This window comes from Cystobacter fuscus, from assembly GCF_002305875.1.
Lineage (GTDB): Bacteria > Myxococcota > Myxococcia > Myxococcales > Myxococcaceae > Cystobacter > Cystobacter fuscus_A.
On sequence record NZ_CP022098.1, the window covers coordinates 9,509,079 to 9,535,115 of the forward strand.

The window sequence follows — 26,037 nt, forward strand, 5'->3', positions numbered from 1 at the left end:
CACACGGACTGTCCACGTGGGGCCTCCCCCATGGAAGAGCCGCACCTTGCTCGTGAGCACCCCCCGCCTCCGTTCGCCATCGCCGGCTACCACCTGGACGAGGTGATGGCACGGGGGGGATTCGGGATGCTCGTGCTCGCGCACCGGGAGCGGGACGGAGAGCGGGTGGCCCTCAAGGTGGCCCACCCGGAGTCCCCGCTGGCCTGGGCGCAACTGCACCGGGAAGCCGCCGTGCTGCGCGCCCTGGGGCCTCCCACCGTCCCCGCCGTGTACGAGGTGGGCACCGTCATCGCCACGGACGTGCCGTACATCGCCATGCAGCTCATCACCCAGCCCACGCTGGCCGAGCTGCTGGCACGGCGGGACGGTCCCCTGCCCACCGACATGTTCGCCCGATGTGCCCTGGCCCTGGTGGACTCCCTGGCGGTGGTGCACGCGCGCGGCTTCGTCCACGGCGATCTCAAACCGGAGAACATCTATTACGACGACTCGGCGGGCCGGGCCGGCTTCTTCGACTTCGGCCTGTCGCGCGCGCTGCACGCCCCGGTGGAGCCGATGCCCGATGGCACCCGGTTCATCCCCATCGAAGGAGCCTTCGCGGGAACGGCCGAGTACATGGCGCCCGAGCAGTGCGAGGGGCGAGCGGACCTGGACGCGCGTGCGGACCTCTACGCCCTGGGCGTCATCCTCTACGAGATGCTCACCGGACGGCCGCCCTTCTTCGGCCGGCAAGTGGATGTGCTCCAGGCCCATCTCTCGCGCCGTCCCCCCCGGCCCGGAGAGCTGGCCCCCGTCCCCGAGTCGCTCGAGCAGGTGGTGTTGCGCTGCCTCGTCAAGGAGCGCGACCGGCGCTTCGGGCGCGCGGAGGACCTCGGGAGCGCGCTCCGGGACGCCCTGTCCCGTCAGGAGCAGCCGCGCCCTCGCGCCCTGACGCCCCCACCCCACCTGCCGCTGGTGCACCCCGCGCCCCGCCGGCGCACCGTCGCGGTGCTCTTCTTCCGCTCCGGCGCCACCCCCGTCACCCTCCAGAAGGTGCTCGCCAGCTTCGGCGGGCACCTGGCCTTCCACGAAGACAGCCGGTTCGCCGGCGTGTTCGAGCCGGACGCGGGTGACAAGCCCCTGCAACACGCCCTGCGAGCCGCGGAGGGACTCGTGGCCCAGGAGCTGGCGACGGCCACGCTGTTGGATTTGCTGTCCGTGGTGGTCCAGCCGCGCCCCGGTGGTCCACCGCGCTACCTGGGCAATGCCCTCTCCCGGAACGAACCCGAGCTCGGGCAGGACGGCGCCCCTCCCCTCCTGCTCACCCGTGCCGCGGTGGAGGCCCTGCCCGAGAAGCAGTTCGTCCCCGTCCCCGAGCGGCCAGGTTTCTTCCGGATCGCCACGCTCGCGGTCGCCCCCCAGGACGTCACCGACCTGTGCCTCGAGAGCGGGGAGCTGTTGGGCCGCGATGAGGAGCTCGCGGAGCTGGAGCGGAGCGCGAGCCTGGCCCTGGAGGAGCAGGCGCCCAGGCTCGTCACCGTGCTGGGGGACTGGGGCCACGGCAAGAGCCACCTGGGCGCCACCCTCGTCCAACGGCTCCAGTTCCGGCTGCCCCACGCGCGCGTGTACGCCTGGCGGGCCCGGCAACCCATCCAGGGCGGCCTGGAGGGCTCGCTGCGCATGCTGATCCGCGCCGCGCTCGGCCCCGCCTGGCGGGACAAGCAGCTCCCCGAGGACATGGGCCGGGCCACCTGCCTCGAGCTGCTGGGGCCCGCGCTGAGCACGGAGCTGTGGCCCGGCGTGGCCTCCGCCCTGGGCTGGCTGACCCACACGGCCTCCGAGGTGCGCAGCCGGGCCGCGGCACCCGGCGCGCTGCGCTCGCTGGCCATGCGCGCCGCGGGCGAGCTGCTGGCCGCGCGCGCCCGCCGCCAACCCCTCTGCTTCATCCTCGACGATGCCCACTACGCCGAGGAGACGGTCCTGGACGCGCTGGAGTACGCGACCCGGGCGGGCACCCGCCATCCCCTCTGGGTGTGCGTGCTGGCCCGCTCGGGCTTCGCGCGAGGCCGTCCCTCCTCGGGCTCGCGCACCGAGCACCACCGCCGCCTCGAACTCGCCCCCCTGTCCCTGGCCAGCGCGATGGAGCTGTGCCGCCAGCACCTCCACCCGGCGGAGAACATCCCCGCCGAGGCGCTGGCACGGCTCTCCCACCACGCCCAGCGCGTTCCCCTCCTCATCGTGGAGCTGATGCGGGGCCTCAAGCGCCAGGGGCTGGTGCGCCAGCACACCAGTGGTGGCAGCTGGTACCTGGCCACGGACGAGTTGGATCGGATTCCGGAGCTGCACCTGGTGGAATGGCTGGTGGAGCGCGAGCTGAACACCCTGCCCGTGGAGCTCGCCGCGCACGCGCGGCTGTGCGCGCTGCTCGGCCCGGACTTCACCCTCGAGGAGACCGAGGACGTGGTGCGGGAGCTGGATCGCGACGGGGGCGCGCAGGACTTCCCGTTGGATCCCCGCCACGCCACCCGTCGGCTGCTGGAGCTGGGACTCCTGGTGGATGACGGAAGGGGAAACCTCGGCTTCCGCAACGAGCTGCTGCGCGCCATCGTGGCACGCTCCCTGCCCAAGCAGGATCAGACGCGCATCCACCGGGCGGCCTACCGCCACCACCGGCGCGAGTTGCGGAGCGGGGAGCGCCACCGCATGCCCCGACTGGCCCTGCACGCCGCCGCCGCCGGCCTGCGCCAGGAGGCCGCCGCGCTCTACGCCGACCTGGCGGATTCCGCCCGTGCGCGCCACGCCTACCTGGAGGCCGAGTCCACCTACACCCGGAAATTGGAGCTGTTGGACGAGGGCGACGAGTGGCGCCGCCGCCTCGCCCTGCGCGGACGGGGCCTCATGCGCTACCGCGTGGGACGCTACGAGGACTCGCTGGCGGACTTCGCCGAGGCCAGGAAGCTGGCTCAGCGCATGGGCGCGGTGGGTGAGGAGGTGGGACTGCTGCTGGACGAGTCGATGGCCCTGGACTGGATGAACGACTATGGCCGCTCCGAGGCCCGGGTCGTGGAGGCGCGGCGGCTGCTGCTCTCCGCCGGGCTGTGCTCCGCCCTGCTCGAGGCTCGGGTGTGGCTGGGACTGGGGCGCGCGCAGCTGCGCAAGGGCCACTGGGAGGAAGCCCGCCCCCTTCTGGAGGAGGCCGCCACGCGCGCTCGCGGCTTGGGCGACGCCGGGTACGAGTCGCTGGTGGTGTCCCAGTTGCTGCTGGCCGCCATCCTCCCCACGCTGGGCCACATCGACGAGGCCGGGCGCATCTTCGAGGAAGTCATCGCCGCCTGCGAACGGCGGGGAGACCGGCTCCACCTGGGCAGCGCCATCAACAACCGCCGCAACCTCTGGGTGGCGCGCGAGGACTTGCAGAGCGCGCTGAGAGACCAGGAGCGCGTCATGCAGTTGGGGCGCGAGCTGGGCATGGTGGGGTGGGAGTACTTCGCCGAGTACAACATGGGGGAGTTGCTCTACCAGGCGGGAGACACCCAGGCGGCGCTGCCCCACATCACCCGCGCCATCGAACTGGAGCGGCGCAATCCGGAGGTGGCGCCCCGGCCCTCGGCCTTGTTGCTGGAGGCGCGGGTGCTGGCGTTCTCCGGGGAGGACGCGCGGGCCCGCGAGGTGTTCACCGCGGTGTGCCAGGAGGTGGAGCGCGGCGGGGCCCGCTTCAGTCCCTCCGAGGAAGTGCTCCTGCAGTCGGTGGAGCTGGCCACCCGCGAGGCGAGCGCCGAGGAGTGGCGCGAACTCCAGGCCCGCTCCGACAGGTGCTCGACGGAGCAGGAGCCGCTGGAGGTGCTGGAGCTGCGCGCCCTGGCGAGGCTGCGGCGGGGCAGGCGCGAGGAGGCGGTGGACCTGCTGGAGGAGGCCTTGCGCCGCGCCGCCCTCATTCCCAACCTCATGCGGGCACGGCTGCGGCGCAGCCTGGAGCGGGCGAGCCTCCCGGGAACGGCGTGAGCACGCCTGTCTTCACCGGCGGGCGCCGCAGTCACTGCAGTTGTTGTAATGCGACCCGGTGCCGCACGACTCCGACACCTGGCAGACGCCATCCCCGCACTTGTAGATGTCCGTGGCCCGGAGGCGGGTGGTGAGCGGGGCGTACGTCTTCCCGCCATAGGTGCATTGCGTGTAGTAGCTCTTCGTGGAGTCGAGCTGGCAGTAGCTCGAGCAGGGGCCCACGTGGACGAGCGGCGGGCACTCCACGCTCACGCCGGTGTCCTGGGAAGTGAGCCCACAGGCCCGGAGGCTGCTTTCCATTCCATTCAGGGTGGAGCCCCGGCAGACATACGCGGAGCCGCCCACTGCCAGGTTTCCGAAGAAGGCCCCCTCCAACACGGAGAACGTGGTGAGTTCGTTGCTCTCCCGGGGGAGGGCAACCCCCTTGGCATTCAGGCCCTGCACCGAGACGAGCACCTGCAGGCCGTATTTGTTGACGTGAGCCGCCAGACAGGCGGTGAGGAGCTGCTGCTCCCGCTCCGTCGCGGGCAGCCCGCTGGCCCAGTCCGGCGTGAGCCCGAGCACCCCATTCCAGGTATAGCTCACCTGGGTGAGCGGGTTGGTCCACGTGCGGCCCTGTCCGCTTTGCACCGCGCAGCCGACCACGTACTTCATGACCATGCTGGAATAGCCCTCCGGGTTGGCATTGAACCAATCCTTGAACGTCGCGCTGCTCAGCCCGCTCGTCATCAACCCATTCATGATGAGCCCATTGGTGGAGAGCCCGTTCATGATGAGCCCATTCATGATGAGCCCATTGGGAGTCATGCTGTTGGTGGACCACAACGGATTCTCCACCGTGCTGGACAACCCTGGCTCCTGGTCAAGCGGCTCCACTTCGCTGTGGCCACAGCCAGGAAATACCGCCCAGAGCAGCACCTGGGCTCCGAGGAGCAGGTCCCCCCATGCCCGGGAACGCGCGAGCCGATCCATGAGCAAAACGCTCTCCTCTCCACTTGCTGGCTTCATGACTTCATCCCCCCATTGACAGACATAAAACCACGAGGCCGATCCCGAGGCTCTCTTGAGGAGGCCAGGACGACGATCCCCCGCTCAACCAGGAATACAGACTAAACCTAAAAAACAGCTCCCCCCAGGACAGGGCCCGGCCAAGTGTCTCTTTTGAGATAAGACACCCGCACTTGTCATCTGGGCGGCAGGTCCACTGCCCGTGGGTCGCGGAGCGCACAGCCCGCGACACCCGCCGAACAGTGCGTCCAGCACCGCCGGGAGGCGCTGGAACCGGGGCAGGTACGAGGGCCTACCGCGTGCCGCCCGGCCACACCGGAGCGTCCGCCTCGTCCGCGGACCAGGGCGTGCCCCGGTTGCCAGCGATCTCCCGGCCCTCGGGGTCGGTCACGAAGTTGCCCACATCCCCGAACGCCCGCTCGGCATTCACCCGGCCCTCCCTCCGGCGCATGGGCCCGAGCACCGTCCCCCGTCGCACCGCGACCACCTCGTGCGGCCCCGGCCTCAAGTCCACGAGCGCCCCCTTGCGCGCGGCGTCCAGCAACTGCTGCTCGTTGCCAATCGGGTCGGCCACCGTCTTGGCCTTGAACGTCCACACCAACAGACTCGTCGGCTCGCGCCCGGTGAAGGCCCGCTCGAGCAGATCCTCGCCGCCGAAGAACTGCTTGCCGATGTCGTTCTGGTTCACCGGCCCCGCCATCAGACACACGCCCCCGCGGAGATCACACCCCTCGGGAATCTCCGTCGTGCCGGCCACCTCGGCGACCAGCGCGCCGCGAGCCGCCGCCGCGCCAAAGGCACGCACCGCGTGGGCGAAGGACAGCCCCGAGCGCTCCACCTCGCGGCGCGACAACCCTCCGACGTAGATGCGTTGGCCCGCCAGCGCGAAGGCCTTGCGCCCCCGCGCGCTGTTGCGCGAGAGCGCGCGTCCGAGCGCCAGGTCCGCCCACAGCGGCAGCCGGGCGATGATCTTCCCGGTAATCTGCTCCAGGTCCTCGCGCACCTCGCGCAACCGCTCCCTGCCCTGGGGCGTGAGCACATCGATGCGCTCGAGCAGCATCAGCTCCTTGGCCCGCTCGCGCGACACCCCGGTGAACCGGACGAAGGCATTGTAGGCCGCGCGGCCCGCCTGCACCGTCAGCTCGTCGGGCACGTCCAGGGGCTGGCGCGCCTGATAGGCCGAGGGGGCGCTCGGCTCGGCGTTGACGCCGGGTTGGATGCGCTCGCTGCGCAGGGCGAGCAGCGCCGCGCCCAGGCGCCGCGCCGTGGCGCGCTCCATCGGCACGCGCTCCGCCTCGGGGACATGGCCCACCTGGGCCACCAGCGAGACGCGCCAGCCCGCCGCGCGCTCCGCCGGGGTGAGCCCCACCAGTGCCTCCAGCTCCCGCAGGGCCGCCGCGTCCGCGGGCTTCTCGAAGGGCGCCAGGAAGACCTGGGCGGCCCGGGTCCCCGCGGAGGCGATCACCGCCGCGCGCTCCATCGCCTCCGCGAGCACGCCCAGGTGCAGCTCCTTGAGGTAGCCGACGGTGGGGATGTCATCCGCGTGGCGGAAGCGCTTGGCCCAGGCGCGCAGCGGCACGGTGAGGAGGCTGGTCAGGGGCTTGTGGCCAACGAAGGTGAGCAGGAAGGTGAAGGGGGTGCGGTAGGGGCGCGCGAGCACGACATGGGTGAAGGCGGCGCCCTCGAGCACGGGCGCCTCCGCGCGGCCGATGCGCCGCAGCAGGGAGGCGGCCTGCTCCGAGTCCTTGGGGCCGAGGAGCACCTCGCGCTGCCCGCGGAAGTTGGTGGACTGCCTGGCGGAGAGCACCCCGAGCGAGCACTCCTCGAAGAGCTCGCGCTCGGTGGGGGCGGGACCGGGGACGAAGCGGGACGGCCTCGGCCGCGAGAGCAGCGACAGCAGCGTGCCGGCCTCTTCCCGCGAGAGCGAGACGCGGGTGCGGTAGCCGACGGGCGAGGCGGACTCGAGCGACTCGGGCAGGTGGTAGCGCGTGCGCTTCTCGCCGGGCGCGGCGAAGCGCGCGTCGCGGCGGACACCGGACTCGGACGGGGGGATGGGAATCGTCACCAGCGCGAGCGGCTTGCTCGCGGGAGACACCTCGGCGGGGATGGGGTTCCTCATGGAGGCGAGCATGCCAACGGCGGACGTGGGTTGTCTCGGGTTCATGAGCAACGAGAATCGAGGGATGGCGAAACCAGACAGTTCACACCGAAGCCGGGGCACTCCAACGCGGGTGGTCGAGCAGACGGTCGACGAGGGCATCCACCTCGGCTTCCGCTCCGGCGTCGCCGACGCGGCGATCCGGTACGGGCGAGGACCCCATCCCGGGCTCGTCACCGAGGAGCTGTTCTCCGATCGCTTCGCTCCCGTCTGTAGCCCCCGGCTCGGGATGAGACGCGGTGAGTGGGGGGGAGTGAGGCCTCCAGCTTGCAGCGGACGCCCAGGGCCGCATACAAGACGTCCGACCTCTTGTGGTGGAGCCTCTCGTATGGACTTTCGGCCCGTGTTGATTGCCGTCTATTTCTCCACGGCTTCTCACGCCCAATCGGTTGCCTCCGAGCCTGCCCCGCCACCGGTGTTCCCTGTATCTCGTTACGCGCCTGCGGGAGCAGGTGCTCCGATGGTGGGGCAGCCAGGCGACCAGGTGCCGCCCATCACGCGTTCGCCGAATACTCGGGTGCTCCCGCCGACAGGTGAGCTGGGGGTTTGGGCTGCGGACGAGGTGAAGGCAATCAAAAAGGGGCCCAGGCCCCCACCTGTTGAAACAATAGACGAACTCCTTGTCGCCACGGCTAGCCCGGGCGCCCCGGAGGCGCTGGGCTGCCGTGAGAGGCTACGACGAGCATCGTTGGCCTCTGGCCGCGAGGATGCTCGTCGTAACTTGCCACCTAGAGTTCGCGAGTGCATAACTGCTCGTCTACTCATGCACTGTGTCAGCAGCCAGTCGGGGGATGTCGAGACACGGGCGCGCCTGACGCCAAAGCCACCGGGCGTCGACTTCGCGACGGCGCATCTTCAAGAGGTCCAGACTGCCCTTTTCTGGCAGATGCGGCGGTGCGATGGCTTCCTCAGCTTGCCGGACCTGGAGATTATCTTCAGCGAGGTTGTCGCTGCGTTTGACAGACAGCGCCCGAGGGTGGAGAGATGAATACAGCCGAATCCGTCCGCTGGCTTCTCGCGACGCGCGCTGCCATTCGCGCTGCGGCTGGACGCGACGCCGTCAAGTTTGAGGCGCTTTCCAAAGACTCCGCGCTCGAGCGCGAGGCCTTGGAGAAGTTTCCCGATGAGCCATTCTTGCACCAGCAACTGCAAGCGATGCTTGAGAACGACCGAATTCTGGCCAGGAATGGAATCTTTCCGTCCGATGCCGAAGTTTGGGACGAACTCTAGCTAATGGGGGCTGGAGGAAATAACTTTTCCATTTCAGGAAAGCACACAACCCGTCGCAAGGGGATGGCTTATGGCTACTTGGGAAGGAGAGGGAAAAGTTATTTCCTCCAGCCTCCTTATGGCTCCAAGGCCACCGTGGTGACGAGCCAGCCCGCACCAGGCCTGTGCTCCGGCGATTCTTGGGCTCCCTGAACGGGGACGATGACCGGCAGCCTACAGGCGAGGCACGCGAGTAGAGCCGCTGCGTGACCTCGACAACGGCGAGGCGCTGCCCCTTCTCGTGACCCTCGTTGACGAGACGGAGTTCACGTTCCTTGTGAAGCCCAAGAGCCGCGAGGACTGGGGATGGATCGACTATCAGGTCAACGTGTTCAAGGACCACGACAGCTACAACGCGGTCCTCTCGTCCCTTTATGACTCCCTCAATCGCGAGCGCAAACTGAGCGAGGAGAACGAGCGGTTCAAGAAGGAAGAGAACCCGGTCGATCACGCCTACGCGACGCTGCTTGCGAACGGCGCAGTGAAGAAGACACCGTTTCGTCGCAAGCGACGCTGGCATGGTAACACCAACGAGGACATGGACGTGTGGGTCGACCTATACGAAGGGCCTGGGAAGGCAGCGGTCGTGGTTCACCTGAAGAATACCTACTACGGCGAGCCCTGGAAGCTCGACGGTGCCTACCTGACGCGCGACTTCACCAGTTACACCGCTCGGCCCTTTGCGCTCCGCATGGACCGACCCGTGATCGTCCCCGGCCAGTCGGGAAACATCGCTGTCGTTGTGGACAGGAGCGCCTTCCAGACGGACGGGGGGCAGCTCGCCGAGCTGGTCCTCCAGCTCTTCCGTGGGGACGGTCTGCTACAGGTGGCCGTTGCGGTGGATCACACGCTGGTTCGGCAGTAGAGGTACCGTTCATGCCCACGACCAAGGCTCTGCTGCTCAGCTCTATCGTCCTACTTACTACGCCTTCCGGATGCACCACGACTGGTGGCGTGGTGCTGCGCCCGGACGGCACCCCAGGTCCGCAGGAGTGCCCCGAGGAAGCAAAGAAGGCAATGCGATACATGAGACTGCGCGTTGGGGATGATGCCTGGGTGTCCCTTGATGCGAACCAACTCGATGCAAGGCGCATCACTCTCTACGACGGACCTATCGAGAGCATGCTGGATGAAGATCTTGGGATACTTGAATCGACGACCCGCTTGTATGGGCAGGTCTGGACGAGCGGCCCACAGGTCGTCATTCGGTGGTACGAAGCCCACCCGCCCGACGGCGAGAAGGTTCCCATCTGCGCGGTCGCTCGGCTCAGCCGCGACCAGATGCGGAAGCTGCCCGAGTCGAAGCCCGGGATGGCCATCCTCGAAGGCTCCAAGGCCGCAGCCTACATCGTCGATGCGTTCCGATGACACACTCGCTCGGTTGCCCATGTCCTGCGCCACTGCCGCGGCCAGAGCTACTTCGCGGGTGTGACCTCCAGGAGCCGAGCCCACGCGGCCACTCGAAGTGCAGGGGAAACCCAGGCGGGCATCTCCTCACGGCGGTGAGGACACCCTGGCGGCGTTCCTCGCGTGCGTAATCGACTCCAGATGTTCCTGTCTGAGGGGACGATCGCGACGAAGTCGGAGCGCTCTCCGCTCCACGTCCTCCAGCATCGCCCAGGCCTCGCGGGCCTGCCGGGGGAAGCGGTGAAGAGACTGCACGTAGAGGCAGGCCACGTGCACGCGCGTTCCCAACTCCTGGAAGCCAAGCCGTTGAAGGCGCCGGAGCCACCGCCCGAATTCCTTCCACGGCATGTCGAATCCGAAGGCCTCGGTCAGGATGGTCTTCGCGACGATGCGCTGAACCGCGAGGCTCTGGGCTGGAGTCTTCGCCTTGCGCATCCACTGTTTCTCCAGCGCCAGCAGTCCGCGCTTGCGCTCTTCATAGGGCGCCTTGGCCTTGAACAGCTCAATGAGGAGAAGATCGATCTCCTCACCGAACGTCGGGGCACGCCCCGAGTGTGAAGACACCATGCTCACGCTCCTGGACACGGCTTCTCGAGGGGATTAGCAACACCCCGGCCCTTGGAGAACCGGCCCCACGGGCTATTGGTCGGAGCCGGACGAATCCTTGGCCAACCTCTTACCTCCACAGCGCCCCTACACTCGCTCGAATGCTTTTCATACACGCAGGTCGAGGGGCAGGTCGCGCAGCCTGCGGCCGGTGGCGTTGTAGACGGCGTTGGCGATAGCGGCGGCGACGCCCGTGATGCCAATCTCTCCCACCGACTTGATGCCGAGCGGGGCCGTGGTCGGGTCCGGCTCGCCCACGAACAGGATTTCGATCTCCGGCACATCCGCCTGCACGGGGACGAGGTACTCGCCCAGGTCCCCGTTCACGACGAGCGCCGTGCGCGGGTCGACGTGCCCCGCCTCGGTGAGCGCCATGCCGAGCCCCATCGTCATGCCTCCGAGCAACTGGCTGCGCGCCGCCTGGGGGTTGAGGATCCGCCCGCAGTCGAACGCCCCGACCATGCGGCGCACGCGCACGGTGCCCAGCTCCTCGTCGACGGCGACCTCGACGAACTGCGCTCCCCAGCTATAGCAGGAGCTGTCGCCCGCGGCCTGGGTCCGCACCGCCGCCATGGTGGTGAAGGCCTTGGGGCCGCTGAGCCGGCTGATGAGCGTGGGATGGGTGCGGTGGGTGGCGTCGAGCTGCTCCTGGCCCGAGCCCGAGACGAGGGCCGCGAAGTCCACGCCCACCGCCGGGTCCGCGCCCAGCACCACGCGGCCCTCCCGGATGGAGAGCTCCTCCCAACTCCGGCCGTGGAGCGGGGAGGCCGGCTGCCGACGCGCCAGCTCGAACAACCGGTCGCGCAGCGTGCTCGCGGCGCCATGGACGGCGAGCCCGAGCGAGGAGGACAGCATGGAGCCTCCGGCGAAGGCCGAGCGCGGATGCCGGGTGTCGCCGAGCCGCACGTCGATGCGCGAGGGCGGCACGCCGAGCACCTCGGCGGCGATGAGGGCGAGGGCGGTGTAGGTGCCCTGACCGATGTCGACGCCCCGGCTCTCGACGTACACGCCGCCGTCGCGGGAGATGCCCACCCGTGCCTCCGAGGGAGCGTGCCGGGTGGGGTAGGCGGCGGTCGCCATGCCGAGCCCCACCCACTCGTGGCCCTCGCGCCGGCTCCGGGGCTCGAGCGCGCGGCGGGACCAGCCGATGGCCTCGGCCCCCGCGACATAGGCTTCCTTCAGCCCGCGCGACGACCAGGGCTTGCCGGAGTGTGGGTCGGAGTCGGCGTGGTTGAGCAGGCGCAGCTGGAGCGGATCGATCCGGGCCTGGGCCGCGAGCTCATCCATCGCCGACTCGATGGCGAAGCTGCCCGGGGCCTCGCCCGGGGCGCGCATCCAGCCGGGCACGGGGATGTCGAGCATGACGATGGAGTTCTCGGCCCGGTAGTTCGCCACGGCGTAGGTGGCCTCGGACGCGCGCGAGCCCTGCTCGGCGTAATGGGAGTCCCGGTCCGACTCGTTCGTCGTCTCGTGGATGAGGGCCGAGAGCCTGCCCGTGGCCTCCGCGCCCAGGCGCAGCCGCTGGCGGGTGGCGGGCCGGTTGCCCACCGAATGGAACACCTGGGAGCGGGCGAGGACGAGCTTCACCGGCCGGCGCACCACGCGCGCCGCCATGGCCGCGATCCCCACATGCGGGTAGAGGCTGAGCCGGCTGCCGAAGCCGCCGCCCACGAAGGCGGAGAGCACCCGGACATGCTCACGCTTCAAGTCGAACCAGACGGCGAGCACGTCCTGCGCCCCATCCACCCACTGGGAGCCCTCGCGCACCGTGAGGTGCTCCGCGTCGTCCCACCAGGCGAGCGTCGCGTGGGGCTCCATGGCGACGTGGAACTCGCGGGGCGTGGTGTAGACGGCGTCGAGGGTGAGCGGCGCGGAGGCGAGCGCGGCGTCGGGATCGCCTCGATGCGAGTCCCCGCTCAACGCCTTGGAGAGGAGCCCCAGACAGGCGACGCGCCGGGCCTCCCCAGCGCCGAGCGTGGCGGCGGGAGGTGTCTCGCGGTAGGTCACCCGCACCCGAGAGGCCGCGTGGCGGGCGGCCTCGAGACTCTCGGCGATGACGGCGGCGACGTGCTGGCCCCGGTAGCGCACCTGCTCGTCTTGAAGTGGCGGGCGCCGGCTGCCGGCGGCGCCCAGGGGAAAGACGGCGGCCTTGTCCAGACGTGGCGCGTTCAGGTGGGTGAGCACGGTGAGGACGCCGGGCATCGAGCGCGCCTCGGTGGTGTCGAGGGTGACGATGGTGCCGTGGGCGATCGTCGCGCCCACCAGCACGGCATGGGCGAGGTTCTGGGGCACGGCATCCGCGGTGTAGTCGGCGCGGCCCGTCACCTTGGCGACGCCCTCGATGCGCGTCGTCGGGGGTCCATCGCGCGGAGGCGCCACGGGCGGGGTCTTCATGAGGTCTCCAGGAGGTGTACAGCGCCGGAGGACTCTAGCTCACTCGGGAAGGGTGAAGCGGTAGGCGACCTCCAGGTCACCCCGGCCGAAGCCCTTGAGCACCTCGTGCGGAATCTCCTTGCCGCTCAGGTAGGTGAGCCCGCCGGACGCGAAGCCCATCACCGACAGCTCGAAGTAGGTGTGCGGCCGGGGCACGCCGGTGATTCGCAGCTCCGCCACATTGCCGCGAACCTGCGCCGTCAGCTCGCCCTCGGTGAAGTACCCCTTCCAGATGCCCGGGGTGAACAGCGCGAAGCGCCGGTAGTCTCCCTTGCTGAACAGCGCCTTGAGCTGGCCCTGGCCCAGCGCGTACTCGGCGGACTTCAAGCCGTATTTCCAATAGGCCTGTGGATCCCCCGCGTAGAACTGCTGGGTCATGGCGTCGTTGAGCCGCAGGAAGGCATCCGCCGGAATGCGCGTCACCGGCAGCACGGGCTGGGCGAAGACGGGGTCCCGCTTCGCCTGCTCGGTGAGGAATGCGCGCCACCGATCCCTACCGAAGGTCTGCTCCGCCTGGAGTTGCCGAGCCAGGAACGCAACGCCTTTGACATCCATTCGTTTGCCTCCACCGCCGTCCGGCCGCCCCTGGTGTCAGACGGACCCGACCGGGTCACCCGGCATTCTGCGCTGGGTTGCGCCCCTTGTGCGAGACGAAGTGCGACCATCGCGCGGAGGGGAAACGGCCGTGTCTCCCTCGGTCTCCTGGAAAACGTTTTTGACGGTTTTCCCGGAGTGATGTTATGAGCCCCCCCATGGACGAGCGCAGTTCTACGCCCGGGGTGACGCTGGAGGACGTTGCCCGTCGCGCGGGTGTCTCGCCGAGTACGGTGTCGCGCATTCTCAACGGGACCGCCCGCGTGCGCGAGAGCAAGCGCCGGGCCGTGGAGCGCGCCATCGCGGAACTCCAATATCAACCCAATGTGATCGCCCGGGGACTGGCTCGCGGCCACACCATGTCCGTGGGGGTGATCACGCCCAATATCGCAAGCCCCTTCTATAACGAGACACTCAAGGGGATCGAGGACAGCCTGGCCAAGGCAGGCTACTCGCCGCTGTTCGTGAGCGGTCATGGGAACGTGGCCAAGGAGGTGGAGCGCGTGGCGTTGCTGGTCGCGCGCCGTGTCGAGGGCATCATCTCGCTCAACTCCATGATGGACGACGAGGCCCTGCTCCACTCCTCGCAACGCTTGCCGCTCGTCACCACCGGGCGCCACCTGCAAGGCCCCCGGGTGACCAGCATCCAGCTGAACAACGAGCAGGCCGCCTTCGAGGCCACCTGGTACCTCATCGAGCTGGGTCATACCCGTATCGCTCACATCGCCGGGCCCGCGCACAACATCGATGCCCAGGAGCGCCTGGCGGGCTACCGTCGTGCGCTGCTCCAGGCAGGCCTGCCCGTGGACGAGCGGCTCATCGCCTTCGGCCAGTTCCACGAAGCCAGTGGCCTGATGGCGCTCAACCAGCTGCTGGAGACGCGCCAGGGTTTCACCGCCCTGTTCATCGCCAATGATCAGATGGCCTACGGCGCCCGCCTGGAGCTCTACAGGAGGTCCATCCGCGTCCCCGAGGACGTGTCGCTGATTGGCTTCGATGACCTGCCAAGCTCGCTCTACACCACCCCGCCGCTCACCACCGTGCGCCAGCCGGCGTACGACCTGGGCCATGCCGCGGGCGAGGCGATGCTGCGGATGATCAACGGCCAGCAGGTCTCCCAGCCGGACCTCCCGCTGAACCTCATCGTGCGCGAGTCCACCATGCGCAGGCGTGACTGACACACCTCCCCCACCATGATGCGGCATGTCATCGAGGGGCCCGCGGCCCCGCCCGTCCCCTGAAAGCGCTTGTCACCAGTGGGCGGACCGCCGCCGACGAGTGTCGGACGCATGGCCTTACGCGGAGCGTCATCACTGTCTGGCCGGGTCGGACCCGACTCCACGCGCCTCCCCTGACGCTCTCTGTTCAAACTTTCCAGTCAACATGTCCGGGACAAGGTGAAAGCGCTTTCAAAAGCGGCCTTTACTTTCTCGATAATTAAGTTTTAATGATCTCTCCGAGAACACGAGCTCGTCTCGACTTGCGCCGCATGGGTTTGACACAGCGCGACATCCGAGACGGTGCCACGGTCCTCCTGGAGGCATCGAAATGATCAAGAACGTAGCGTCTATGGTTTCCACCTGGGCCGCCGTGGCGGGCCTTTGCGCGCTCCTGCCAGGCAGTGCCCATGCCGGGCCGGTCTCCGCGGCGAACACCACCCTCTTCGGCCCGAATGTCTACGTCTTCGACACGAGCATGCCGGCCGCGGACATCCAGGCCAAGGCCACCTCCATCTTCACGCAGATGGAGTCCAACCAGTTCGGCACCGAGCGCTACGCGCTGCTCTTCAAGCCGGGAACGTACAACGTCCTCTTCGACGTGGGCTTCTATACCCACGTGGCGGGCCTCGGGCAGAACCCCGACGACGTGCTCATCAACGGTGGCGTGAACGTTCCGGCCTACTGGATGCCGAACATGAACGCGACCTGCAACTTCTGGCGCGCCTACGAGAACTTCTCGATCAACGCCTCGGCCGCCACCAACAACACGACCACGATCGCCGTCTCCCAGGCCGCCCCCCTGCGGCGCATGCACATCAAGAGCGCGGGCGGACTGTGGCTCTTCCAGGTGGATCCCAGCACGGGCGCTGGCGGTTGGGCCAGCGGCGGCTTCCTCGCCGACTCCGTGGTGGATGGCCAGGTGCTCCCCGGCTCGCAGCAGCAATGGCTCGCGCGCAACAGCAAGTGGGGAAGCTGGGGCAACGCCGTGTGGAACATGGTCTTCGTGGGCGACATCAACGCGCCCAGCCAGGCCAACTTCCCGACGGATGCCTACACGACGGTGGCCCAGACGCCCATCATCCGGGAGAAGCCCTACCTCTACGTCACCAGCACCGGCCAGTACGCCGTCTTCGTTCCCGCCCTGCAGACCAATACCCAGGGCCCCAGCTGGGCCGCCGGCTCCACGCCGGGCACGTCCATCTCCATCGATCAGTTCTACATCGCGCAGCCGTCCACGGCGAGCGCCGCCAGCCTCAACTCGGCGCTGAGCGCCGGCAAGCACATCCTCTTCACGCCCGGCATCTACCCACTCAACGACACGCTGCGGGTCACCAGGCCCGACACCATCATCCTCGGCCTGGGTGTCCCCTCCCTCATCCCCACCAGCGGTCAGCCGGCCATCTCCGTGGCCGATGTGGACGGCGTGAAGATCGCGGGTCTCATCATCGATGCCGGCGCCATCAACTCGCCCTCCCTGCTGGAAGTCGGTCCCACGGGCAGCTCGGCCAACCACTCGGCCAACCCCACCTTCCTCTATGACCTGACGGTGCGCACCGCGGGCCCGACGGCGGGCAAGAACGACGTGGGCATCAAGATCAACAGCCACAACGTGGTGGGAGACCAGCTGTGGCTGTGGCGCGCGGACCACGGCGAGGGCGCCGCCTGGAACATCAACCCCACCAAGAGCGGCCTCGTCGTGAACGGCAACAACGTCACGATGTACGGTCTGTTCAACGAGCACCACAACGAGTACCAGACGCTGTGGAACGGCAACGGCGGCCGGGTGTACTTCTACCAGTCCGAGATTCCCTATGACGTGCCCAACCAGTCGTCGTGGATGAGCAAGAATGGCACGGTGAACGGCTACGCGTCGTACAAGGTCGCCGACACGGTGACGAGCCACGAGGCGTGGGGCGTGGGGGTGTACTCCTACTTCCGCGACGCGGCCGTCAAGTCGGAGAACGCGATCGAGGTGCCCAATGTCACGGGCGTCAAGATCCACCACATGACCACCATCTGGCTCAACGGCACGGCTGGCAGTGAAATCACCCACGTCATCAACGGCCAGGGGGGCCGCGTCTACGCGAACTCCCCCGCGGAGGCGATGCGTCAGACCATCAACGAGTTCGCGGGCACCGGTACGCCGGTGATCGACACGCAGGCGCCCACCGTGCCCGGGAGCCTGACGGCCACCGCCGCCTCGAGCAGCCAGATCAACCTGACCTGGAGCGCCTCGACGGACAACGTGGGCGTGACCGCCTACGACATCTACCGCAACGGCACGCTCGTGGGCTCCTCGGGCACCACGTCGTACAGCAGCACGGGCCTGGCGGCTTCCACGACCTACACCTTCACGGTCAAGGCGCGCGATGCGGCGGGCAATGCCTCGGCCGCCAGCGCCTCCGCCAGCGCCACCACGAAGGCGGCCACGGGCGACACGCAGGCGCCCACCGCGCCCGCGAGCCTGACGGCCACCGCCGCCTCGAGCAGCCAGATCAACCTGACCTGGGGCGCCTCGACGGACAACGTGGGTGTGACGGGCTACATCATCTACCGCGGCGGCACGCAGGTGGGCACCTCGACCGCCACGTCTTACAGCGACACGGGCCTGGCGGCTTCGACGACCTACAGCTACACCGTCAAGGCGAGGGACGCGGCGGGCAATCTCTCGGCCGTCAGCAACACGGCGAGCGCCACCACGCAGGCGGGCGGCACGGGCGGCACGGGCACCGAGTGGACGTACGGGTGGGACAGCAACAGCGCCACCCAGGCGACCTCGTGGTTCAAGCCCACGGGCTTCACGGCGGCCTACGTCATCGTGCACTACGCCTACTCGGGCATCTCGCAGCAGAACGTCACCCTGACGTTCAACAACACCACGGGCCGCTGGGAGCTCCCCGTGACCGGCCTGAGCTCGGGCAAGGTGATCACCTACTCGTACACCTACAACAAGAACGGCGCCCAGTACGACACCCCGACCTACACCTGGACCAAGCCCTGACGGGCTGAAGAGCTCCTGACACGGACGGCCCACTTCCCCGCGAACTCGCGGTGGGGGTGGGCCGCTTCGTTTTCGCCGCTCCCCGCCGACGGCGCGCCCACTGGCACCGCTCCCCCCTGGGAGCCCTCCACAGGCCCGAGCCGCGGCTGCCGTGTGCCGCTCTCCCCGCGAGCTCGCCCATCGCTGTCGGGGCGCGCCTTTTGTGCGGAAGAGCCAAAAAATTTACTGCATAGCCCATCCACTCCCGGTCTCCCTGGGGAGGAGTCAGAGAGAAGTGACCCATCGGGGAAGGTTCTTATGAAGAAAACATGGCTTGTTCTGATGTCGCTCCTGGGCGTTTCCGCATGCGGGGTCGAGGCCCCGGAGGAGGCCTTGAACGGGACGGGGCAGGAACCCACCGCTGAAGCAGAAGTCGAAAGCGAACTGCTGCCAGTGCAGACCTTGACCAGCGTCCGGACGGGCTCCGGGGTGTACGTGTCCTGCCAGAGCAACATCACCCTGGATGCCAACGGCAACCTTCAGTCCTGCATCCTGGCGAACAACTCGTCGATCCGGACAGGGAGCGGCGTCTACCTGACGGCTCAGGGGGGAAACTTCCTCTCGCTCTATACCTCGGGCTACTGGCAACAGGGGACGCTCAACTCAAACTCGTCGATCCGCACGGGAAGCGGCGTCTACCTGACGGCTCTGGAGGGGACTCCGGTGACCCTGGATGCCTCGGGCTACTGGCAACAGGGGACGCTCAACTCAAACTCGTCGATCCGCACGGGAAGCGGCGTCTACCTGACGGCTCTGGAGGGGACTCCGGTGACCCTGCATGCCTCGGGCTACTGGCAGCAGGGGACGCTCAACTCAAACTCGTCGATCCGCACGGGAAGCGGCGTCTATCTGACGGCTCTGGAGGGGACTCCGGTGACCCTGAATGCCTCGGGTTACTTTGACACGGGCACCCTCTCCAGCAACTCGAGCATCCGGACTGGCCGCGGTGTCTACATCACTTGCAGGAGTGGCCAATCGACCAGCCTCTATGCGTCGACTGGCGATCTCTACACCTGTATCCTCGCGAGCTCGCACAGCGTCCAGTCAGCGAGTGGGACCTACTTCACGTGCGGAGCGGGATACCGGCTCTCCCTGAACAGCGCTGGTTACTACTTGGGCTGCAACTGACCGGGTTCAGTCCTTCCCAGCACGGCAGTGGCGCGAGTTCCAATTCCACCGGCTCAGCCCACTCCTGCGCGAAGCGCCCCTCTTCCGCCATGTCCTCGCTTCCGCGTCAACGACCAGCCCATCCCCTTCCCCCTGCTTGCGCTCCGCCAGGCCGGATGCACCGCGCGCGCCAACTCGCAAGTCCGCGGAAGCAGTTGAAGGGGATGGGCTCAACCGTCTACACCGCGTCTCGTTCTGACTCAGTAGTGGGCTTGATCAGGTTACGTGGACACCGGCTGACCGGGCTGCCCTGGCACGAAGGTGTCCATGGGCTGATATTCCCTGCAAAAAAAGTATTAGCTGTTTTTCTGGAGGATGATAATTCCAGGGCTCTCACCCCAGGAGGTACACCTCTGATGCGTATCATTGCTTCAGCAGTCGTCACGAGCGCACTGCTGGTCGTCGGTTGTGGTGGTGGAGAGCTTCCCACGGAGACGGACGCCACTCCGGAGACTCATTACGGAAACCAGTTGAGTGTTCCGATGTACTTTTCCTCCTCCCTCGGGGAGGAGCAGGTTTGATCGGAACATTCAACTGAAATCCGTTATCAGACCCAGGCGCCCCAGGAGGAAGGGACCGTTCACGCCATGGGCGGACCCTATTATTACGCGACCTCGGCCGATGCGGGCCGGCGCCTGACGGTCTGCGCCAATACCCTGACTGTCTTCCGGAGCGGGCCCAGCTCGGGCACCACCTGCACGCTGTACGGCACCCCGCCTGCCCAGAGCTTCACCGTGAGCAGCGTGAGCGGTGACTGGGTATTTGGCTTCGCGTACGGCTACTGCAACTTCAACGGCTGGGTGCAGAACGTATAGTACTATACGCCCGCAAACATTTGTCGCCACTGAAATCAAAATCCAGACTCATTGGGATTGAACACAACTCGCGCTGATAGTATGAGTTTCCCGGACTCTTGACCCGAAACCCCAGACACAGGAAGACATCCATGACGCGCCACTTGAAGCCCATGCTGGCCCTGTCCCTGCTTTGCCTCGTCCCCGCGATCGCATCCGCGGCGGAGCCCACCACCGAGGACTTCCTCGCCCATCGGTCGGGGTACATGAGCCTCGTTCCAGGTCAGACGGTGCAACTCCCCGCGCTGCGTGGCCATGGGCAGGTGGCGCCGCTGGCCGCAGAAGTGACCCAGACCTATATGTTCGGCAACTGGACGTCTGGCTGGCTCATCTATTCGATTGGCAAGCTCTATGGCTCCAGCGTGCCGGTTCCGCTGCCCAGTTTCCTGCACTCCGTATACGACCCCGATCATTATTCGGGCGCGGCCCAGGCCCGGGTCCCGACCTTCACGCCCTGGGTCCAGATCTTCGGCTATACGACCAACCCGAACGATATTTACGGCTGGGCGAAGACCTGCACCTGGGAGGTTGACGTCCGCATCGCCGACGGTGTCTGCACGGCGCTCGTCACCGCGTCCGTCTATGGTCAGCAGGGTGCGACGTGCTTGCTCAACAACAGCTCGTCGGTCGATCCCATCACGTGCCAGCTCTTCGTGGGCGTCGGCATCCAGTAATCAATGTAAGGGCTCTCCTCGTGTCTCAATAAACGTGAGGGCGATGCGCCCGGAGGCGAAGCGGCCCGTGACGGAGTGCCGCAGGTGGTGGCGCGCGAGCGCGAAGGTGACGAACGGCGCCTGCATGAGCGGCGCGAGCGCCAGCACCGCGAGCTCGGGGTCCGGCGCCTCCTCGGGCAGCACCGTGCGCGGCTCCAGCACCATGCCACACGTGGGGCACGCCCCCGGCTCATCGCGCACGATCTCCGGGTGCATGGGGCACACCCACCAGAGAGGGTGTCAAAGAACTCGAGCGACGCGACATGGCACGACAGGTGGCGGGAAGGAGAAAGGCAGAAAGGGTGCTGAGAAGCCCCCCCGCCCCCAGCGAACTGCCGCCTCTCGGAATGCTGCGATGAAGGCCCGGTACTGCTCGCGCAACTCCCGCAGCGCCTGGCGCGTGGAGGCATGCCCCAGAGGCCGCGGGCTGCGAGTGAGGCGCTCGGGCCGGGTATGCGGGTGCTGAGCGCTCACGGCGGCGTTCAGCAGCTATCCCACTTGGCGTCCGAGAAAGCACCACCACCCTGCTGAGGGCACCAATACCTGCCGAAATTCGTGCAGTTGTTGAAGACAACATCCCTGAATGGGCCGTGCCACTTCGAGCACTTGACGTAGCAGCAAGCGGAGAGTTCCCCCACCTTTCCCGTCTGTTTTTGAGCCCAGGGCGGAAGCGCTTCCGAAGGGGTGGTCGAGTCCGCAGGAACCTGAGTCTGCGCGGGGGCAGGGGTCTGCGCCTCCTCTCAACTGTCCTGGGGACCACCGCACCCCGCCGCGAGTGCCGCTCCCAACATCAGCATGCTCACACCAGCGAATATGCTCTTCATGAAAATAGACCTCCCAATGATGCAGGTGAACGAACGAGGCTCCAGGAAAGAAGCTCGGAATGTCCCCTCTTCACTGGCTCGCAGCGACCCGGAGCGGAGTTCGCGGACTGCCCGCGACTCGTACTCCAGGTATTGATCCAACCCTCCACCGCGCCCCCCTCATCCAGGCATTTACCTCTTCTTTTCCCGGGATGGCCCTCCGCGCCTCCTCGCACACCCTGAATGAAACCCTTCCTCCGCGAGCACTCGTAAATGAGACGCGAATGCATAGAAAAAGGCCCTACCCCTTCCACGAGACTTCCCGGCCCGAGCGCCTGATGGCTCGAGACCTCGATGAACGGAGACTTCACCGGGAGTGATGGGGTTCCAAAAGAAAGCAGAGGACCGGAGGCGCGCCAGGCTCACGTCCTCGCCTCCTGCCGGCTCGGACAGACGACAGCCGGCTCGACCCCCGGCTCTTCTCAGGACACCCGCCCTGGACCCCTGGGACCTTTGTCCCACGGGCAGGCAGCGGCTAGCGTCTTGCGCATGCTCCGATGCTTGGCCCATGGTCTCCTGCTGCTCAGCGCCGTGCTGCTCCTCGTGCCCTGGGAGGCGCCGGCATGCGCCCTGGCGGTGCCCCGCTCCTGGACGAAGCGGACGGCGGACGGGGCCTTCGAGCTGTCCTCGCGCATGGGGGAGCGCGCCTTCGGCCCGGCCACGCTGTCGCTGCGCGAGGTGCGCTCGGACAAGAAGCTCTGGGAGCACACACTCCAGGAGGCCCCCTACGAGCAGCAGGCCCTCTTGTCGCCGAGCGGCCCGTACGTGGCGCTGGTGGACGACTTCTCCGCCGAGTTCACCGTCTATGGCCCGGGGGGCGAGGCGCGGAAGCTGTCGCTGGAGCCTCAGCTCACCGCAGGCGAGAAGCGCAAGCTGCCCCAGACGAGCTGCGGCCAGCAGTGGGTGAGCGCGGCCCGCTTCGAGGGCGAGCTGCTCGTGCTGGAGGTGCCCACCGGGGGCAGGGTGCCGCCCATGTACGCGCAGCCCAAGGGCACGGCCGTGCGCTTTGAGCCGAAGACGCGGCAGCTCACGCGGGACGCGCCAGTCCCCGAGAAGAGCACGGCGGAGCTGATCCAGGCCTACCAGGGCGCCTCGGAGCCCCCGCAGCGCCAGCGGCTGGCGCAGGAGCTGCTGGAGCGCTCGATGGATGTGAAGGAGGGAGGTGATGCGGCGCTCAGCCGCTTCTGGCAGGAGCTGCTGCGGGCCCCCGGCACGCAGCCCCGGCTGCAGGAGATGGCGGTGATGGGGCTTGGGGCCACTGGCACGGAGGAGGAGGTGCGCGCGCTGGCGCGGCTGCCGGCGGGGGGACCGGAACGGGACGAGAAGGTGTTCCGGGCGCTGCAGCAGCGTGTGCCTGCGGAGGCGGAGGCCTTCGGCCTGCGCGTGCTGGAGGAGCGGCGGGAGCCCGAGCTGCTGCGCGCGCGCGCCATGGACTTCCTGGGCAGCCGCGGGGAGGCGGTGGCAGAGCGGGCGCTGCCGCTGGCGCTGAGAGATCCGTCGGTTCAGGTGCGGGAGTACGCCCTGGGGGCGCTGGCGCAGCCGCCCTTGAGGGCCAAGGCCGTCGAGCGCGCCCTGCCCTTCTGCCAGGACGGCGAGGAGCGGCTGCGCAAACGGGCTGCGGATAGCCTGCTCCGGCTCCTGCGCGGCGTGGAAAGCCCGGAGCGGGAGCAGGCGATGGCACTGCTGCGCGGGGCGAAGAAGCAGGGGCAGCTCAAGGGCTTTCCCGAGGGGTACGTCATCCTCGCGGGCGTGGCGGATCTGGAGAAGAAGCGCGCTGAGGCGCTGGCGCTCTACCGCGAGGGGGTGAAGGGGCTCGAGGCGCGGCCCAAGGAGCGCAAGTGGCCCACCGCGGACTTGCGGCTGGAGGCGAAGCTGCAGCTGGCCTTCGAGGCCAAGGCGCAGGGCAAGGCGGCCGAGCTGAAGAAGTGGGCCGAGGAGGTGCTGGGCGACGAGCACAAGCAGACCTTCGTCTGCGCGCCCAAGCCCAACGCGTACGCGGGGGGCCAGCCCCCGGACGGCTGCAGGGGCGGCCAGTTCACCGCCGATCACGTGGCCCGGCAGCTGCTCAAGGGCGAGACCGCCGCGCGATGAGACTCGGCTCTGAGCTATCCCCTCATATTGGGCCGAGAAATTCCTGAAAAACTGGTTGTTCACGTAACAGCGAAGCGAATCGCTCCATCAGCGGGACGAGCTGCTCCTCCGGCATCATCGGGATGGCTTGGTAATACTCACAGCCCTGCCGGAAGAGCGAGTAGGTGCGCGTCTTCACTGTGTTGGCTTTGAGGTAACGCTCCATCCCCAAGCTCTCCCCCGCCGCCCCCAGCAGCGTCAGCAATGCGCAGGCCAGCGCGCTCACCAACAGCAGCCGGTCCCGCCTCTCCGTCGAGCGGACCCTCACCGACGACAGGCCCATTCCAAAACGCAAGTCCTTCATGTCGCGGAATGTTTCCTCCGTTCGAAACCTCTTGCCATACAGCCCCACCACGAAGGCCGCCGTCGCTTCTTTCAAGCTCGTCGCCAGGCACCACGCCTCCTTCATTCCCTTCTGCTTCACGCACACCACTGCCCCCACGGGTGCTTCGTCCTGGGTGACTCGCGCTCCCACCAGGCGCACCGCCCGGCCCGATTCGGGCACCCACTCCCCCGCGCTCTTCTTCTCTCCCGTCTCATCCATCACTTGAATGCACTGACGGAAGCGCACCACGTAGTCAAACTTCAGTTGCTCGAGCAGCGCATAGAACTTCTGGTCTCCAAAGCCCCGGTCGGCCAGTAGTGTGAGCCGCACCCGCTCGGGCACCACCTGCCGCAGTCGATTGAGCACGAAGTCCTCGACTTCATTGCGCATCCCCTCCAAGGCGGACTTCTCCACCGTGAGCCAGACCAGGGGCGTCGTGCGTCCATGGCTCGCCACCAACGACGCCACCAGCGTTGTCTGCCCATCCGCATCGAAGTCCGTCCAGTCCAGCGCCACCAGCGCCTCGCTTCTCTGTCCCAAGGCAAAGGGCACCCACTGTGCGAACAGCTCCCAGACATCAATCCCTTGGTTGGACAAGAGCCGGTCCACCTGCTTCACCCCATGCTTGCTCTTGGTGCCTCGGGCCCACGCCAGGGCCTTGCCAATGAGATGAACCCCCAGGCTGGCGGCGTGAATGACACCCAGGACCGCGTAGGCCAGGGACAACACGCGCTTGGCGTGCAGGTCTTCTTCGAAGAGGGCTTCCAGAAAGGTATGCACCTGCTGGTCATCAAGGCGAGGCTTACGCATGACTGCGGAAGTAAGCATGCGGGTCCTACTTCTCGCACTACTCGGCCTACGCGGCGCTCCCTTGCTCGCCTGTTAAAATGAGGGGATGGCTCAGGACTCGGCTGGCTGTGCGCTGGAGAGGGCAATCCGATCCTCATCCGCGGGACGGCGGCGAAGACGTGGCTCGGCGAGTGGTGCCGGGAGGCGCCGCCCTGGCGACGTGCGCGCTGCGCGGCACCCCGGCCGAGGGGGCGCTGGCGTTCGAGAACATCAGGTTTCCTCGCTAGGGCATCGTCACGAGGATGAGGCTGGTGATGATGCTCAGGAGGAAGAAGTAGGGCCCGCTGACCAGGCTGTACATCAGCGGGCGCGGCATGTTGGGGTTGATGGCGGTGTTCGCCATGGTCGAGACGAAGTAGCCGAAGCCAACCACCGCCCCGAAGGTGATGGCGTCACCGACCGAGGTGAGGTTCAAGACCTTGATCAGGGTCGCGCTGGTGATCACCGCGATCAGCGTGCAGACGAGCGGCCCCACGATGAAGATGGGCGCGGGCTTCGCCTTCGGGTCGTGCGCCCGGCCGAGAACGGAGGCATAGGCCTTGCCGAACAGCGCGGTGAACCACAGTCCGCCGAGCACGGTGCAGGCGAAGGTCGCGGCCAGGACCGCGAGCCAGTTGATTCGTGTCATTGCATCGGAGATGTTTGTCATTGAGTTCCTAGACTGATTTGGATTTCGCGCGTTTCCGCGCGGTCGTGGCGGGTGGGGGCAACGGGGCCTCGTCGCCCCGTGAGGGGTGATTGCGCAGGGCCGGCAGGAGGACTCCGTCCACCATCGACACGAGGAAGGCCAGGTCGAACGGCTTGCGCTGGACGAGGGCGCGGTAGGCGGCCATCGCCGGAATGATCTGGGAGAGCGTGCCGATGTCGGCGGAGGCCGACACCTCGCCGCGCGCGACGGCTCGCCGCATCAGCGCGGTATGTGCTTCGGCCCACGGCTCCACCATCGCGCTGTTGGCGGTCTCGGCGAGTGCCGGATCTTGTGAGATCAGCGCCGCGAGCGCCGTCATGATCTTGAGCTTGCGTTCGTTTTCCTCGAGCGACTGCGGCTTGAACAGGCCGAGCAGGTCACCGCGGAGCGTGCCCGTGTCGGGGAGCTGCTGGAGATCGACCTGGTTGCGCTTCATGCGCGCGACCGCGTCGATGATGAGCTCGGTCTTCGACGTCCAGCGGCGGTAGATGGTCGCCTTGCCGGCCCCCGCCCGCGCGGACACCAGGTCCATCGTCAGGCCTTCGGCGCCCACCTCGGCGAGGACCTCGAGCGTGGCGTCGAGGATGGCGGCGTCGCGCGAGGGGTCTCGCTTGCGCCCCGACTGCGCTGGCACGGTCTCGACGGGTTCGTCAGGGGACTGAGGCATGTCGTGTATCTCCCTATGCGGATGCCCATGGGTTTCGAAACCATGAGGTTCCGAAAGGCCACGAG

General features: G+C 67.7%; 18 protein-coding genes and 1 pseudogene. 10 read left to right on the forward strand and 9 right to left on the reverse strand.

Translation table 11 applies throughout. The annotated features are described in order from the left end of the window. The first annotated feature begins 30 nt into the window (after positions 1-30). Positions 31-3,981, forward strand: coding sequence for a serine/threonine-protein kinase PknK (locus tag CYFUS_RS38410; RefSeq protein ID WP_095989722.1), 3,951 nt, complete (start codon positions 31-33; stop codon positions 3,979-3,981). Between the two features lie 12 nt (positions 3,982-3,993). Here CYFUS_RS38410 and CYFUS_RS38415 read toward each other — a convergent pair whose 3' ends face one another. Both CYFUS_RS38415 and CYFUS_RS38420 read right to left on the reverse strand, forming a co-directional pair. Continuing rightward, complete coding sequence (locus tag CYFUS_RS38415) at positions 3,994-4,953, reverse strand: hypothetical protein (protein ID WP_157758898.1); 960 nt, start codon at positions 4,951-4,953, stop codon at positions 3,994-3,996. A gap of 328 nt (positions 4,954-5,281) precedes the next feature. Beyond that, positions 5,282-7,153 carry a hypothetical protein gene (locus CYFUS_RS38420; RefSeq protein WP_232537053.1) on the reverse strand — a complete coding sequence of 624 codons (1,872 nt, stop codon included), beginning with the start codon at positions 7,151-7,153 and terminating at the stop codon, positions 5,282-5,284. Positions 7,154-8,131: 978 nt separating this feature from the next. Here CYFUS_RS38420 and CYFUS_RS38430 point away from each other — a divergent pair. From CYFUS_RS38430 to CYFUS_RS38440, 3 genes are all read left to right on the forward strand, one after another. After that, complete coding sequence (locus CYFUS_RS38430) at positions 8,132-8,377, forward strand: hypothetical protein (RefSeq protein WP_095989725.1); 246 nt, start codon at positions 8,132-8,134, stop codon at positions 8,375-8,377. Positions 8,378-8,618: 241 nt separating this feature from the next. Then, positions 8,619-9,281 carry a DUF2381 family protein gene (locus CYFUS_RS38435; RefSeq protein WP_420042718.1) on the forward strand — a complete coding sequence of 221 codons (663 nt, stop codon included), beginning with the start codon at positions 8,619-8,621 and terminating at the stop codon, positions 9,279-9,281. 11 nt (positions 9,282-9,292) lie between these two features. Beyond that, the gene (locus tag CYFUS_RS38440; RefSeq protein ID WP_095989726.1) at positions 9,293-9,784 is read left to right on the forward strand and encodes a serine/threonine protein kinase; all 492 of its coding nucleotides are present in this window, start codon (positions 9,293-9,295) and stop codon (positions 9,782-9,784) included. Between the two features lie 126 nt (positions 9,785-9,910). On the opposite strand, the gene CYFUS_RS38445 is transcribed toward CYFUS_RS38440, so the two are convergent. The 3 genes from CYFUS_RS38445 to CYFUS_RS38455 form a co-directional block, all read right to left on the reverse strand. Beyond that, entirely contained in the window at positions 9,911-10,390 is a 480-nt protein-coding gene (locus tag CYFUS_RS38445; protein ID WP_095989727.1) for a hypothetical protein, read from the reverse strand. A gap of 147 nt (positions 10,391-10,537) precedes the next feature. After that, positions 10,538-12,823: a xanthine dehydrogenase family protein molybdopterin-binding subunit gene (locus CYFUS_RS38450; protein WP_095989728.1), complete on the reverse strand. Its 2,286-nt coding sequence runs from the start codon at positions 12,821-12,823 to the stop codon at positions 10,538-10,540. 39 nt (positions 12,824-12,862) lie between these two features. Continuing rightward, positions 12,863-13,417 carry a hypothetical protein gene (locus CYFUS_RS38455; RefSeq protein WP_095989729.1) on the reverse strand — a complete coding sequence of 185 codons (555 nt, stop codon included), beginning with the start codon at positions 13,415-13,417 and terminating at the stop codon, positions 12,863-12,865. 185 nt (positions 13,418-13,602) lie between these two features. Here CYFUS_RS38455 and CYFUS_RS38460 point away from each other — a divergent pair, with 185 nt between their 5' ends. The 5 genes from CYFUS_RS38460 (at position 13,603) to CYFUS_RS38480 (ending at position 20,411) form a co-directional block, all read left to right on the forward strand. Beyond that, positions 13,603-14,634, forward strand: coding sequence for a LacI family DNA-binding transcriptional regulator (locus CYFUS_RS38460; RefSeq protein ID WP_232537055.1), 1,032 nt, complete (start codon positions 13,603-13,605; stop codon positions 14,632-14,634). 370 nt (positions 14,635-15,004) lie between these two features. Continuing rightward, entirely contained in the window at positions 15,005-17,677 is a 2,673-nt protein-coding gene (locus CYFUS_RS38465) for a fibronectin type III domain-containing protein (RefSeq protein WP_095989730.1), read from the forward strand. A 441-nt stretch (positions 17,678-18,118) separates the two neighbouring features. Then, complete coding sequence (locus tag CYFUS_RS38470) at positions 18,119-18,844, forward strand: hypothetical protein (protein WP_157758899.1); 726 nt, start codon at positions 18,119-18,121, stop codon at positions 18,842-18,844. Between the two features lie 626 nt (positions 18,845-19,470). Beyond that, positions 19,471-19,698, forward strand: coding sequence for a hypothetical protein (locus CYFUS_RS38475; RefSeq protein WP_095989732.1), 228 nt, complete (start codon positions 19,471-19,473; stop codon positions 19,696-19,698). Positions 19,699-19,829: 131 nt separating this feature from the next. Then, entirely contained in the window at positions 19,830-20,411 is a 582-nt protein-coding gene (locus CYFUS_RS38480) for a hypothetical protein (protein ID WP_095989733.1), read from the forward strand. 150 nt (positions 20,412-20,561) lie between these two features. Here CYFUS_RS38480 and CYFUS_RS54710 read toward each other — a convergent pair. Then, a pseudogene (locus tag CYFUS_RS54710) lies at positions 20,562-20,678 on the reverse strand (heavy metal-binding domain-containing protein); the annotation flags it as partial. Between the two features lie 1,124 nt (positions 20,679-21,802). Here CYFUS_RS54710 and CYFUS_RS38500 point away from each other — a divergent pair. After that, on the forward strand, positions 21,803-23,404 hold the full coding sequence (locus CYFUS_RS38500) for a HEAT repeat domain-containing protein (RefSeq protein ID WP_095989736.1): 1,602 nt from the start codon (positions 21,803-21,805) through the stop codon (positions 23,402-23,404). Between the two features lie 22 nt (positions 23,405-23,426). Here the strand turns inward: CYFUS_RS38500 and CYFUS_RS38505 are convergent, their stop codons facing one another. The 3 genes from CYFUS_RS38505 to CYFUS_RS38515 form a co-directional block, all read right to left on the reverse strand. Then, positions 23,427-24,578 (reverse strand): IS4 family transposase, encoded by a 1,152-nt coding sequence (locus tag CYFUS_RS38505; RefSeq protein WP_095992487.1) that lies wholly within the window; start codon positions 24,576-24,578, stop codon positions 23,427-23,429. Positions 24,579-24,840: 262 nt separating this feature from the next. Beyond that, positions 24,841-25,266 (reverse strand): DUF1761 domain-containing protein, encoded by a 426-nt coding sequence (locus CYFUS_RS38510; protein ID WP_095989737.1) that lies wholly within the window; start codon positions 25,264-25,266, stop codon positions 24,841-24,843. 7 nt (positions 25,267-25,273) lie between these two features. Continuing rightward, on the reverse strand, positions 25,274-25,972 hold the full coding sequence (locus tag CYFUS_RS38515; RefSeq protein WP_095989738.1) for a TetR/AcrR family transcriptional regulator: 699 nt from the start codon (positions 25,970-25,972) through the stop codon (positions 25,274-25,276). Positions 25,973-26,037: the final 65 nt, after the last annotated feature.